Origin of the sequence: Rhizobium sp. RCC_161_2 (assembly GCF_041355235.1) — a bacterium.
Lineage (GTDB): Bacteria > Pseudomonadota > Alphaproteobacteria > Rhizobiales > Rhizobiaceae > Rhizobium.
On the sequence record NZ_JBFUPL010000001.1, the window covers coordinates 354,979 to 367,082 of the forward strand.

Below are 12,104 nucleotides of genomic sequence, written 5' to 3' on the forward strand. Positions count from 1 at the left end.
CTGCAAACCACCTCTGACTATCGATTGAAGTCGGCGCGCTCCGAGCGTCTCTCGTGCTGTCGCCGAGGGCGCTCATGGGTGGGCGCCGGCGCGGTTGCATCGACGCGCGCTGATTCTGCGCGTCCTGACACTTGACAATTCTCAAATCGCGTAGCTCAATACGTAAATCCAGTAAACTGGACATATGTCCATAATATTGGACATCAGAAACAACCATCCAACAGGGGAACGTCATGACCGTCTCACTTCGCGCCAGCCTGCTTTCGCTGGCCACCGCCTTCCTTATCTCCGCAATGCCCGCCGTCGCCCAGCAGGCCAAAAGCAAGCTCGACGAAGTGCTCGCTCGCGGCCATCTTGTCATGGGCACCGGCAGCACCAATGCGCCATGGCACTTCAAGAGCGCCGATGACAAGCTTCAGGGATTTGACATCGACATGGGCCGCATCGTCGCCAAGGCGCTGTTCGGCGATCCCGACAAGATCGAATTCGTCAACCAGTCTTCCGATGCGCGTATCCCGAACATCACCACCGACAAGGTCGACCTGACCTGCCAGTTCATGACCGTCACCGGCGAACGCGCGCAGCAGATCGCCTTCACGATCCCTTATTATCGCGAGGGCGTCGGGCTGATGCTGAAGGCCGATGGCAAGTATCCGGATTATGCCGCGCTCAAGGCCGCCGGTTCGTCCGTCACTATCTCCGTGCTCCAGAACGTCTATGCCGAGGCGATGGTGCATGCCGCCCTGCCGGACGCGACCGTCGACCAGTATGAATCGGTGGATCTGATCTATCAGGCGCTGGAATCCGGCCGCGCCGACGCGGTTGCAACCGACCAGTCGTCGCTGGCCTGGTACATGACGCAGAACCCCGGCCGTTACAAGGATGCCGGCTACGGCTGGAACCCGCAGACCTATGCCTGCGGTGTCAAGCGCGGTGACCAGGACTGGCTGAACTTCGTCAACACCGCCCTGCATGAGGCGATGACCGGCGTCGAGTTCGATTTCTATGCCACCTCGTACAAGAAGTGGTTCGGCAAGGATCTGACGCCGCCGCAGATCGGCTTCCCGGTCGAATACAAGTGATGTCGTCGAGGACGGAAGGTTGCCTTCCGTCCTTTCCTCACCCTTGATTGCAGGATTGCGCCATGGGTTATACGCTCAATTTCGCCGCCGTCTGGCGCAGCTTCGACCAGCTTCTCGAAGGTCTGCTGCTCAGTCTCGGGCTGGCTTTCATTTCCATCCTGATCGGTGCCCTGATCGGCCTGCTCGTCGCCTTCGCCCTGACGGCGAAAAGCGGCTGGGTCCGGCGGCCCGCAGCACTTTACGTGACGGTCATCCGTAATCTGCCGATCCTCGTGCTGGTGCTCTTTGCCTATTTCGCCTTGCCGCAGATGGGCTTCCGCATCGGTAAGGTCCAGAGTTTCATCGCAGTGCTGTCGATCTATTCGGGCGCCTATCTGGCCGAGGTCTTTCGTGCCGGCCTGCTGTCCATTCCGAAGGGATTGTCGGAGGCGGGGCTTGCCATCGGCCTGACGCCGATGCAGATCCGCGTCTCGATCATTGCACCGCTAATGTTCCGCAACGTGCTGCCTTCGCTTTCATCGACGGTGATCTCGCTCTTCAAGGATACGTCTCTCGCAGCGGCGATTGCCGTGCCGGAGCTGACCTTCGAGGCGCGCAAGATCAATGTCGAGAGCTTTCGCGTCATTGAGACATGGCTCGTCACCTCCGGCCTCTACGTTTTCACCTGTGTCGTGCTGGCCGCGCTGATGCGCGTCGTCGAGCGCCGCCTTGCCGTTCCGAGGTAATGTCATGACCGATTTTACCGCTTTTCTCGATCAGCTCTGGATCGCGCGCCTCGCCATTCTCAAGGGACTTGGCCTCACGGTGTCCATCTCGCTGCTTGCGATCGTTGTCGGCTCGCTGCTCGGCGTTCTCGTCGGACTTTGCCTCGTCTATGGCAATCCGGTGCTGCGCTTTTTCGTCCGAGCCTATACGGACTTCATCCGGGGAACACCGGTCCTGGTTCTGGTTCTGGCCAGCTACTATGTCCTGTCGACCATCGGGATCGATCTCGGCCCATTCCAGGCCGGTGTTTTCGCGCTCGCGATCTTCTGCTCCTCGCATGTCGGCGAGATCGTGCGTGGCGGGTTGCAGGCGATCCCGAAGGGGCAGACCGAAGCGGCAAAGGCGATCGGACTCACCTTCCGCCAGACCTTTGCCTATGTGCTCTGGCCGCAGGCGCTGCGCCAGTTTCTGCCGGCCTGGGTGAACACCGCGGCCGAGATGGTCAAGGCCTCGACGCTGCTTTCCGTCATCGGCGTCGCCGAGCTGCTGCTGCGCATGCAGGAAATCATTTCGCGTAATTTCATGAGCCTACAGTTCTATTTCTTCGCGGGGCTTTTGTACTTCGTCATCAACTACGGCATCGAGCGCCTCGGCAAATATGTCGAGCGCAAGACCGCCGTTCCGTCGTGAGGGCTCGATCATCATGAGCAAGATACTTCTCGAAATACAGGGGCTGCGTAAGCAATATGGCCCGCTCGAGGTGCTGAAGGGCGTCGACTGCACCATGCAGGAGGGCGAGGTCATTTCGATCATCGGCTCCTCCGGCTCGGGCAAGACGACGATGCTCCGCTGCATCAACATGCTCGAGGAATTCCAGGGCGGGCGCATCCTGCTCGAAGGCGAGCCGATCGGCTACGACGATGCCGGTGGCGCGCGCCGGCGCAAGAGCGAGAAGGACATTGCTCGCCAGCGGGCTCTGACCGGCATGGCCTTCCAGCAGTTCAATCTCTTCCCGCATATGACGGCTGCCCGCAACGTCATGCTCGGGCTTATCAAGGTCAAGAAGATGCACCGCGACGAGGCGCGCGCGGTTGCTGAGAAATGGCTCGATCGGGTGGGCCTGGCGTCCCGCGCCGATCATTATCCGGGTCAGCTTTCCGGCGGTCAGCAGCAGCGTGTGGCAATCGCCCGCGCCATTGCCATGACCCCTCGGTTGATGCTCTTCGACGAGGTGACCTCGGCGCTCGACCCCGAACTGGTCGGCGAGGTGCTGCAGGTGATCAAGGGACTTGCCGCCGATGGCATGAGCATGCTGCTCGTCACCCACGAGATGCGCTTTGCCTATGAAGTCTCGTCAAGGGTCATTTTCATGAACCAGGGCCTTATCGGCGAGGAGGGCGATCCCAAGGAGATGTTCGTCAGGCCGAAGACCGAGCGGCTGGCCGAATTCCTGAAGACGTCCAGCTTCAACTGAACGACAGGCGGCCTTGTGCCGCCTACTGACACATAGAATCCAGAAGAAAAGAGAGAGGTCATATGACTATCAAGCGTTACGGTGCCGGCGAAACCGGAGCCGGCGGGCAAGCCCTGCCTTTTGCCCGCGCGGTCGAAGCCAATGGCTGGCTGCACGTTTCCGGCCAGGTCGCGATGGAGAAAGGCGAGATCGTCGGTGGCGGCATTATCGCGGAAACCCGCAAGGCGATCGAAAATCTGATCGCCATCCTGCACGAAGCCGGCTATGGCATCGAGGATGTGGTTCGCATCGGCGTGTGGCTCGACGATCCCCGCGACTTCTGGAGCTTCAACGGCGTCTATGCGGAGTATTTCGGCAATAACCCGCCGGCACGCGCTTGTGTTCAGTCCCGGATGATGGTCGATTGCAAGGTGGAAGTCGATTGCGTCGCCTATCGCGCCGATAGAGGTTGAGTTGTTGGGGCGCGACTGTCACAGTCGCGCCTATTCCCCGGAAATGGAGCATGTTTGATGGCTGAAGGCCCAGACGATATCGTATCGCGACGGACGCGCGGCCTTGATCGTGCCTTTGAGATTCTTGAGTTTCTGCGCACCAGGCGCCAGCCGATGAGGCCGAACGAAATCGCAGTCGAGATCGGCGCACCGCGCTCGTCGATCTATGAACTCGTCAATCTTCTCCTGCGCCACGGCATGCTTGATTATCAGGGAGGCGACGGCCGTGTCTTCCTTGGCCGCAAGCTCTATTTCCTCGGCACGGCCTATGCGGATCAATTCGACCTAATGCGCGAGTCCGACACCCTGTTGACCCGGCTTGCCGAGGAAACGCGCGAAACGGCGCAGATGTGCATGCTGGAAGGCAACAAATACACGGTTGCGATGATGCGCGAGGGGATCCGTCCGTTCCGCATTTCCTCGAATGTCGGCGAGCTCGTTTCAATTCCTTGGACGGCGTCCGGCCGCCTGCTGGTTTCCCACCTCAGCGATGCTGAAATACTCGATTTCATCCCGCCGCAGGATTTCGTTCTGCCCAATGGCAAGCAGCTCGACCCGAGCCGTTTCATCGGCGAAGTTCGCCAAGCGTCGATCGACGGCTATTTCACCTTCAATAGCGAGGTGGAAAATTTTACCCATTGCTTTGCCGCGCCGATCAAGCAGGAAGACGGGCGATGCATCGCCACGCTTTGTCTGGTGGCGCCGAAAGAGGACGGCTTGCGAAACCGGGAAAGCTATCTCGATAGCCTTCTTCGCGCCGTGGGTGAGATTTCGGAGCGGCTGGGCTTCAGTGTTTCCGACCGCGCCAATATGAGGCAGGGCCGGTCGTCCTAAGCGAATGGGCCAGACCTAGGCGCGCCTACAACATTTCTTTGCAATTCGCCTGCTCTCGGCCACTTTTCGGCAAAAGGGGTGCCGCAATTGTGGTGTGAACTCTCACTTCAGACAAATGTCGAATGGAGAGAGCAATGAGCATGCAGCAAACCAAAGTGCCTGGTGCCGCAGGCGAGCTGGCCCGAAAAGTTGGCGTCGGCCTCTTCGTCTGCGGAGTGACGGTCGCAGGACTTTATGCGGTTGCCCGCACAGAGGCGGAAGCGCCGCTGATGTCGTCGGTCGATGTCACCAGAAGCGGCGCGATCGAAGTTGCAGATGCCAGGAACTTTGCGACGGCGAATGATCTTCAATCGGCCGTTGATGCGAGCCCGGCTGTGTTGCCAACGCCGATCTTCAGACCGGCTACCGCGAACAAGTCGGCGGCCGCGAAAGCCAGCACGACGGCAAAGCGCGTTGCAGCCCATGCCAAAGTTACGAGTGTCAAAACTGTAACCTCCTCGGACGTCACGCAGTTCGACCGTTGCATGCCGCAATGCGATACGCGCGATCCGATGATCGTCGGACTTTCCGAGGCGGATCGGCCGCCGCAGGATCTGCAGGAGCAGGCGCTTTATGTGCCTGAGCCGCCAGAGGATCGCTCACCCGTGCGTGGCGTGCGGTATATCCTGAGCCGCGCCGCGGAAGCTCCGGCCTTTGCCATCCGGAAAGGGCGGGATGCGATTGACGGCGTGCGTCAATTGGAGTGGTGAAGTCGCCTACGAGGCGACTTCATAATGGGGCTAACTGAAAATCCAGACAGAGGTGGTCAGGCTCGCTTTGGCCGCGCGATGTCGTTGACGCCGTCGAGATCCGGCGCTTGGCCGTAGCTCATGTTCTTCATCTGCTGCAGCACGCGCGCCATTTCCTCGTCCGGCAGGACCGGTGGTTCGCCGAGCGTCAGGGCCTGCACGTAGAGCCGCGAAATCGTTTCGACCTCGATGGCGAGCGCCAATGCAGATGACAGGGTCTTGCCCAGCGAGATCTGGCCATGCTGGCCAAGCAGGCAGGCGAGGCGATCCTGAAGTGCTTCCAGCGCATTGTCGGACAGAGCCTGCGTGCCGAATGTCGCGTACTTAGCGCAGCGGATCGTGGTGCCACCCGCAACACCCGTCATGTAATGGAAGCTTGGGATCGTCTTGTGATGGCAGGCGAGCGTCGTCGCGTAGACGGAATGGCAATGCAGCACGACATCGATGTCATCGCGCGCGGCGAGGATATCGCGATGAAAGCGCCATTCGGACGACGGGCGACGGCGGCCTTCATAGGTGCCGTCAAAATTCATCTGCACGAGATCGTCGGGTTTCATCTCATCATAAGGCAGAGAAGTCGGCGTGATCAGAAAACCCATGGGATTGCGGATCGAGACATTTCCGGCGGTTCCCTGATTGATGCCGCTTGCGTTCATCTTGCGGCAAGTTTCAACCATGGCCTCCCTTTGACGGCGATCGTCATAGTCCATCATCTTGTCCTCCAGTGTGGGCCGCGCGCAACCAGTGCTCGCGGTATTCATCAAGGGCGGGGTGTAAAAAGGGTGTTACCGCTCTGAGGGCCAAAGGGGCGGGCGCCTGCCTGGTCTCATGCGATGCCAACAGGGCGGCCCCCGTCGCCGTTCCATATTGATCGGCGTTGACGAAGACGCGACGGTCGGGATTGAGGGCAGCGATAAGCGCGCCGTAAAGCGGGTCGCGAACGAACGAACCGTCCAGAACTACCGTCGACGTTTGGACAAGCTGAAGGCATCTGTCCGTGAGAAGCGCGGCGTAGAGCAGGGCGAGCGAATGGCGCAAGTCCCGATGGTCGGCAAGCGGACCTGTGAGACGGCCTCTTTGTGACGTTCCCGGAAACAGGCCATCATCGCTGCCGAAGGAGGGGAGCGCTATCGTGCGCGTCTCGATCAGGCGTGCGAGGTTTTCCTCAGTTGTCGGCCGATCATCTTCCCCCGCTACCATCGCGAATTCTCGGCCGCCCATGGTCAGCATGCCGGGAAGGGGCTTGGCCTCGATATCGGCATTGCAGCAAAGGCCGGCGCGTTCGACATCGAAATCAGGGCCTGAGCGGTCGCTGATCGCCACGATCCAGGTGCCGGTGGAAACGACGGTGATATCACTGAGACCGGCCGCCTGATACTGATAGAAGTTCGCGGAGGAATCGTGGATCCCGCACAAAATTGCCGTTGTCGGCTTCAATCCCGTCCGTCCGGAAATCTCCGGCTTGATGTCGGCAAGCCTTGACCAGGCCGGCTGCAACGGCGGTATCAGCCGTTGCCAGTTTCTCGCTTCGATCAGCCTCGCTGGTCTGCCATCCGCCGAGCACCAGAGATGCGATTGCGCTGCCAGGCTTGTCACTTCGGAGGCAGCGACGCCTGAGAGCCGCCAGGCCCAATATTGCGGAGTGGCCAGAAAATGCCGCGCTTGCGTGAAGGCATCCGGCCAGCCGCGCTCCAGCCAGAGCATCTGTCGCGCCAGATGGGCGGCGCCCAGCATGACGGCGCTGCCCCGCTCGCGAAACGATCCCGCGATCTCTCGATACTCCCGGTCGATCTCCGATGGGACTGCCTGCTCATAGTCGATCATCGGCATGACCGGCCCTTCGTCATCGACCAGTACCCCGCCGGAGCCATGTGCGGTGCAGACGACGGCGGCGATGTCGTGGCGGTCTGCCAATGTGGCGAGCCCGTCGAGCAGCCAAGCTTCGATGACGGCAAGGTCATGATGGCGGTAGGGCGGGCCGTCATGGACGACATTGGGTGTCGACAATGTCTCGATCAGCCCGCCGGCCTCGTCGCTGACCGAGAGCTTGATGTTTGTCTTGCCGGTATCGAAAACGGCAATGGTTCTCATGGGCGGTTCGCCCGTCTGTTGCGTGGCCAGAAAAGGAAGGTGAGGTAGGGATAGGCGGTCTGCACTGCCATCACGAGAATGAGGATGAGGCCCCAGATGGCCGTCGTTAGATAAGGACTAATGCCGAGTTGGTTGAAACCCGAGGAGATGATTTGTAGGATGGCGAGCGCGATCATCAGGCCGGAGACCTTGCCGAAGCCCCCGAAGGGATCGACGCCGCCAAGCACGGCGGCAAGGATGGTCACAAGCAGGTAGGATTGCGAATAGTCGGCGCTCGCCGAATTGAAGACGGCAAGCGAGACGGCGGCTGCTACGAAGCACAGCACGCTCGACATCGTATAGACGCCGACCAGAACACGCCTTGTGTCGATCGCCGAAAAACGGGCGGCTTCCATATTGGAGCCGATCATGGCGCAGCTGATGCCGAACGGCGTCTTGCGGAGAATGATGCCGACGATCACGGCGACAACGACGAGCAGGATGAATGTCACCGGTATCCCCGCGATCGCCGAATTGCCGACGATCGAATAGGACCGGGGAAAGCCGGAGAGGGCTTCGCCGCGCGTCATATAGATGCTGATCCCGTCGATCAGCGATTTTGTGCCGAGCGTGACGAGGATGGGATGCACGCCGGTATAGGCGACGATCGTGCCGGTCACGACGCCGATCACGAGCGCAAGAAGCAGGCCGGACAGAAGCGCCAGGAGGATAACGCCGAGGACTTGCGCCGAAGACGAGTCCGCCGTCGTCATACTGCGCATAATCCAGGCCATCAGCAGCGCGCATTGATTGGTCGTCGCGATGATCGCGAGATTAAGGCCGCCGGTGATGAGGGGCACGACCATCGCCAGCGAAAGAAGCCCGAGGATGGGCAGTTGCACCGCGAAGGAATTCAGGGTGCCCCAACTGGCAAAGCCGGGGATCGTCAGCGAGAAGGCGATCACCAGAGCCAGCAGTAATCCGAGCAGGCCGGGCTTGCCGTCCTTTATCCTCCCGACGAGAGCGGACAGGTTATCGGTTGCGGAATGGGTCGAGTCAGCCATGGGCCACGTCTCCTATCGGATTGAGGCGGCGGCGCTTGCGCGCGCTGATCACCGTGATCGAGGTGGAGATCAGGATCGTCAGGCCGATGACAATCTGGAAGAAATAGGAGGAGACGCCGAGAAGGTTCAGGCCGTTCTGCAGGATGGCGAGCAGCACGATGCCCAGCAGCACGCCCGGCACCGTGCCGATGCCGCCGGTCAGGCTGGCACCGCCGAGCACGGCCGCCGACAGAACCGAAAGCTCGGTATTGTACATGGCATTGGGCACGCTTTCGCCGACGCGATGTGCCTGCAACAATCCGCCGACCGCGGCCATGAAGCCGAGAAACCCGTAGGCGATGAATTGCAGTTTTGCGATATTGACGCCGATGCGGCGGGCGGCCTCCGGATTGCCACCCATCGTATAGAGCTGCCGTCCCGTCTTCGTCCGGGTCATGAAGAACCAGGTAAACAGGGTTGCCGCCAGCATCACCACGATCGGCAGGGTAATGCGCGTCAGGTCACCATTCGGAGCCTCATGCTCCCAGAAGACGATACGCTCGGTCCACCAATCGGGCAGGGTGTAGATGGATTTCCCTTGTGAGAAATACATCAGCAGCGAGAACGACACGCTCATCATGGCGATAGTCGCTATAATCGAGGTGATGCGGATGAAGTGGATCAGCAGCGCGTTGATGCAGCCGAGCAGGATGCCGACCGATAGGCCCAGCCCGATGCAGACGAAGGGCGGCAATCCGGACTGTGTCGCCAGAAGCGCGGCCACATATTGGGTGACCGACGCCGTTGCCGCAAAGGAAATGTCGATGCCGCCGGAGACCAGCACGACGAAAAGTCCCATCGCCATGATCGACTGGACGCTATAGGTCTCCAGCAGGTCGACGACATTGGCCAGCGTGAGGAAACCCGGTGCGGTCGCGCTAAGCGCAATGATGGCGACGATGATCACCAAAGCGAGCCAGACCTCGGGCCGGCGCTGCAGCTTTCTGATGTCCGGCATCTCAGGCATAGATTTTCTCCTCGAACTCATGTTCGCTGGTCTGGCCGGGCACGACCTCGCCGACGATGCGGCCAGCGCGCATGTGCAGAACGCGATCGCAGGTCGCGTAGACCTCGGCGACTTCGTCAGAAATGATCAGGATGCCAACGCCCTGCCGGGCGAGGTCGGCGACGACCTTGTAGATGCCTTGCTTGTTCTTGATGTCGACGCCCACCGTCGGACTATCGAGGATCAGGATCTTGGGCTTTGCCGCCAGCCATTTTGCCAGGACCACGCGCTGCTGGTTGCCGCCGGACAATGTTCCGACCGGCCTGTCGAGGCCGGGTATCTTGATCGTCAGGCGGCTCACCCATTCGGCGGCGAGCGCTCGCCGGCTGCGGTCCGGGATCAGGCCCAATCGACCGCGCAGGCTCTTCAGCACTGCCAGTATGAGATTGTCGCCGATCGACTGGCGGAGAATGACGCCGAGGCTCAACCGATCCTCCGAGACATAAGCAATCCCGGCGCTCACTGCGTCGCGGTTGGAGCGGAGCGACAGCTTACGGCCATCAAGCATCATCGTGCCACCGTCCGGCCGGGTCATGCCGAAGAGGCTGAGCGCAAGTTCGGTGCGACCGGCACCCAGCAGGCCGGTGATGCCGAGCACTTCGCCCTGGCGAATGGTGAAACTGATGTCCTGGTATTCGCCACGGCGGCTGAGCGAGGAGACCTCGAGCAGCGGCTTTTCGGCGGACATGTCGCGCGCGACGACGGACTGGAAAATATCGATCCCGGTCATCAGGTGTCCAATGCGACGCTGATCGACTTCGGATGCCGGATAAGTCCCCACCTTGCGCCCGTCGCGCATCACCGTGACGCGCTCGGCGATCTCGACGATCTCATCCAGCCGATGCGAGACGAAGACCACGGCGATGCCATCGGCCTTCAATCGGGCGACGATGGCGAGCAGCCGCCTGACCTCGCTGCGTGTCAGCGACGCCGTCGGCTCGTCCATGAAGATCAGCCGCGCTTCGGCGGCAATGCCGCGGCATATCGCGACGATCTGCCTTTCGGCGACGGAGAGGTCGGCGACCGCGGCATCGGGATCAAGATGAAAATCCAGCCTTTTCAAAGCCGAAAGCGCGAGCTTTCTCATCTTGGTGTAGGAGACTGGCCGAAGATCGCTTTTCAGATGGCTTTCGATGGCGATGTTCTCAGCGACTGTGAGGTTCGGAAAAAGTGACAGGTCCTGGAATATGACCTGAATGCCGAGCACGCGCGCCGAAGACGGGGTGAGCGGCAGAACGGACTTGCCTGATATCTCGATCTCGCCCGATGTCGGCGGATGCACGCCGGCCACGGTCTTGATCAGAGTGGACTTGCCGCAGCCGTTTTCGCCGACCAGGCAATGGATTTCACCCGCCCGGACCTCCCAATCGATATCGTCGAGCGCCAACACGCCGCCGAAGCGCTTGGTGATCTTGCTGAGACGCAAAAAAGGATCCTGTGCACTCATCGGAAAGCCCCATGTTCGGCTCGGTCATCGCGTAGGAGACACCGGCCGGAAGGGCGTTGAAACCCCTCCGGCGGCGTCGCCTTCTTGGCAAGGCGGGGGCCTAAAGCCCCAGATCTGCCAATCGCTGGATGTTTTCCTTGTCCAGGGACTCGAGCTTTTGTGCCTGGATCAGGCGCTTGTCGGGGAAGACCTTCACCGGTCCGACCTCGACGAGTTCCATGCCGTCGGTGATCTCCTTGCCGGCCGCGAGCAAGGTCGCGAGCTGCACGAAGACCTGGCCCGCGATCAGCGGATTCCAGATATAGCCGCCGCGGATCACGCCGCTTTTGACATATTTGATCCCCTGTCCGGGCGAGAAGCCACCGACGAGTACGATGGACTTCGCCTTGCCGCGATCGTCCAGCACCTTCGCGGCGCCGATCGGCCCTTGCGATCCGAAGGTCAGGATGCCCTTCAGATCGGGATGGGCACGCAGCTGGTCCTGTGTCGTCTTGATCGAGTCATCGAGGCTTTCGGCAACGCCGAAGCGGTCGCCGAGCATCTCCATCTTCGGATATTTCTTCTTCTGGTAGGCAATCGCCGCGTCGGCCCAAGCATTGTGTAGCGGCACGGTCAGGGAGCCGACATAGACGATGTATTTGCCTTCCTCCTTCATCTCCTTGGCGATCAGATCCATGTGCTGCTCGCCATAGGCTTCGACGGTGGTCAGCTCGAAGTCCCAATCATTGTTCTTCTGGTTGGGGCTCTCATGCGAGATCACCTTGATGCCGGCCGCCTTTGCCTTGCCGAGCACCGGTTCCAGGGCCGCCGCGTCGTTCGGCACCACGCCGATGACATCCACCTTGCGGGCGATCAGATCCTCGATGGCGCGGACCTGCTGGGCGGCGTCGGCCTGTGTCGGGCCGATCATCCATGCATTCGCCTTAAGGGCCTGGGATTCCTTCTTGATGCCCATCTCCATGGCGTTGAACCAGGGGATGCCGCCGATCTTTACAACGATGCCGGCCTGAACCTGCTTCGCCTGCGCCAGCGTCAGGTTCGGCAAGCCGAAGACCCCCGCCACGGCTCCGCCGGTCAGCGTGCCGAGCATACTGCGTCTCGTCA

Annotated in this window: 13 protein-coding genes; 7 read left to right on the forward strand and 6 right to left on the reverse strand. The window is 60.8% G+C overall.

Going from position 1 to position 12,104, the window contains the following annotated elements; all coding sequences use genetic code 11:
• Positions 1-233 precede the first annotated feature (233 nt).
• The 7 genes from AB6803_RS01575 (at position 234) to AB6803_RS01605 (ending at position 5,335) form a co-directional block, all read left to right on the forward strand.
• Positions 234-1,082, forward strand: a complete 849-nt coding sequence (locus AB6803_RS01575) for a transporter substrate-binding domain-containing protein (RefSeq protein ID WP_371107208.1) — start codon at positions 234-236, stop codon at positions 1,080-1,082.
• 62 nt (positions 1,083-1,144) lie between these two features.
• Positions 1,145-1,807, forward strand: a complete 663-nt coding sequence (locus AB6803_RS01580; protein WP_047464269.1) for an amino acid ABC transporter permease — start codon at positions 1,145-1,147, stop codon at positions 1,805-1,807.
• A gap of 4 nt (positions 1,808-1,811) precedes the next feature.
• Entirely contained in the window at positions 1,812-2,477 is a 666-nt protein-coding gene (locus tag AB6803_RS01585) for an amino acid ABC transporter permease (RefSeq protein WP_150192279.1), read from the forward strand.
• Between the two features lie 13 nt (positions 2,478-2,490).
• Entirely contained in the window at positions 2,491-3,261 is a 771-nt protein-coding gene (locus AB6803_RS01590; protein ID WP_007691718.1) for an amino acid ABC transporter ATP-binding protein, read from the forward strand.
• 62 nt (positions 3,262-3,323) lie between these two features.
• Positions 3,324-3,713, forward strand: coding sequence for a RidA family protein (locus AB6803_RS01595; protein ID WP_371107209.1), 390 nt, complete (start codon positions 3,324-3,326; stop codon positions 3,711-3,713).
• A 57-nt stretch (positions 3,714-3,770) separates the two neighbouring features.
• Entirely contained in the window at positions 3,771-4,586 is an 816-nt protein-coding gene (locus AB6803_RS01600) for an IclR family transcriptional regulator (RefSeq protein ID WP_371107210.1), read from the forward strand.
• Between the two features lie 134 nt (positions 4,587-4,720).
• A complete protein-coding gene (locus AB6803_RS01605) occupies positions 4,721-5,335 on the forward strand; it encodes a hypothetical protein (RefSeq protein WP_371107211.1) in 615 nt (204 codons plus the stop codon).
• A gap of 56 nt (positions 5,336-5,391) precedes the next feature.
• Here the strand turns inward: AB6803_RS01605 and AB6803_RS01610 are convergent, their stop codons facing one another.
• From AB6803_RS01610 to AB6803_RS01635, 6 genes are all read right to left on the reverse strand, one after another.
• Entirely contained in the window at positions 5,392-6,084 is a 693-nt protein-coding gene (locus AB6803_RS01610) for a class II aldolase/adducin family protein (RefSeq protein ID WP_371107688.1), read from the reverse strand.
• A complete protein-coding gene (locus AB6803_RS01615; protein WP_371107212.1) occupies positions 6,074-7,465 on the reverse strand; it encodes an FGGY family carbohydrate kinase in 1,392 nt (463 codons plus the stop codon). The genes AB6803_RS01610 and AB6803_RS01615 overlap by 11 nt, the downstream gene beginning before the upstream one ends.
• Complete coding sequence (locus AB6803_RS01620) at positions 7,462-8,508, reverse strand: ABC transporter permease (protein ID WP_371107213.1); 1,047 nt, start codon at positions 8,506-8,508, stop codon at positions 7,462-7,464. The genes AB6803_RS01615 and AB6803_RS01620 overlap by 4 nt, the downstream gene beginning before the upstream one ends.
• The gene (locus tag AB6803_RS01625) at positions 8,501-9,514 is read right to left on the reverse strand and encodes an ABC transporter permease (RefSeq protein WP_371107214.1); all 1,014 of its coding nucleotides are present in this window, start codon (positions 9,512-9,514) and stop codon (positions 8,501-8,503) included. Before AB6803_RS01625 ends, AB6803_RS01620 begins: the two co-directional genes overlap by 8 nt.
• Positions 9,507-11,000, reverse strand: coding sequence for a sugar ABC transporter ATP-binding protein (locus tag AB6803_RS01630; RefSeq protein ID WP_371107215.1), 1,494 nt, complete (start codon positions 10,998-11,000; stop codon positions 9,507-9,509). Before AB6803_RS01630 ends, AB6803_RS01625 begins: the two co-directional genes overlap by 8 nt.
• A 100-nt stretch (positions 11,001-11,100) precedes the next feature.
• The gene (locus AB6803_RS01635; RefSeq protein WP_371107689.1) at positions 11,101-12,090 is read right to left on the reverse strand and encodes a substrate-binding domain-containing protein; all 990 of its coding nucleotides are present in this window, start codon (positions 12,088-12,090) and stop codon (positions 11,101-11,103) included.
• Positions 12,091-12,104: the final 14 nt, after the last annotated feature.

Coding starts and splice junctions, on each gene's coding strand:
- AB6803_RS01575 (WP_371107208.1), top strand. CDS start 234: ATGACCGTCTCACTTCGCGCCAGCCTGCTTTCGCTGGCCACCGCCTTC.
- AB6803_RS01580 (WP_047464269.1), top strand. CDS start 1,145: ATGGGTTATACGCTCAATTTCGCCGCCGTCTGGCGCAGCTTCGACCAG.
- AB6803_RS01585 (WP_150192279.1), top strand. CDS start 1,812: ATGACCGATTTTACCGCTTTTCTCGATCAGCTCTGGATCGCGCGCCTC.
- AB6803_RS01590 (WP_007691718.1), top strand. CDS start 2,491: ATGAGCAAGATACTTCTCGAAATACAGGGGCTGCGTAAGCAATATGGC.
- AB6803_RS01595 (WP_371107209.1), top strand. CDS start 3,324: ATGACTATCAAGCGTTACGGTGCCGGCGAAACCGGAGCCGGCGGGCAA.
- AB6803_RS01600 (WP_371107210.1), top strand. CDS start 3,771: ATGGCTGAAGGCCCAGACGATATCGTATCGCGACGGACGCGCGGCCTT.
- AB6803_RS01605 (WP_371107211.1), top strand. CDS start 4,721: ATGAGCATGCAGCAAACCAAAGTGCCTGGTGCCGCAGGCGAGCTGGCC.
- AB6803_RS01610 (WP_371107688.1), bottom strand. CDS start 6,084: ATGGACTATGACGATCGCCGTCAAAGGGAGGCCATGGTTGAAACTTGC.
- AB6803_RS01615 (WP_371107212.1), bottom strand. CDS start 7,465: ATGAGAACCATTGCCGTTTTCGATACCGGCAAGACAAACATCAAGCTC.
- AB6803_RS01620 (WP_371107213.1), bottom strand. CDS start 8,508: ATGGCTGACTCGACCCATTCCGCAACCGATAACCTGTCCGCTCTCGTC.
- AB6803_RS01625 (WP_371107214.1), bottom strand. CDS start 9,514: ATGCCTGAGATGCCGGACATCAGAAAGCTGCAGCGCCGGCCCGAGGTC.
- AB6803_RS01630 (WP_371107215.1), bottom strand. CDS start 11,000: ATGAGTGCACAGGATCCTTTTTTGCGTCTCAGCAAGATCACCAAGCGC.
- AB6803_RS01635 (WP_371107689.1), bottom strand. CDS start 12,090: ATGCTCGGCACGCTGACCGGCGGAGCCGTGGCGGGGGTCTTCGGCTTG.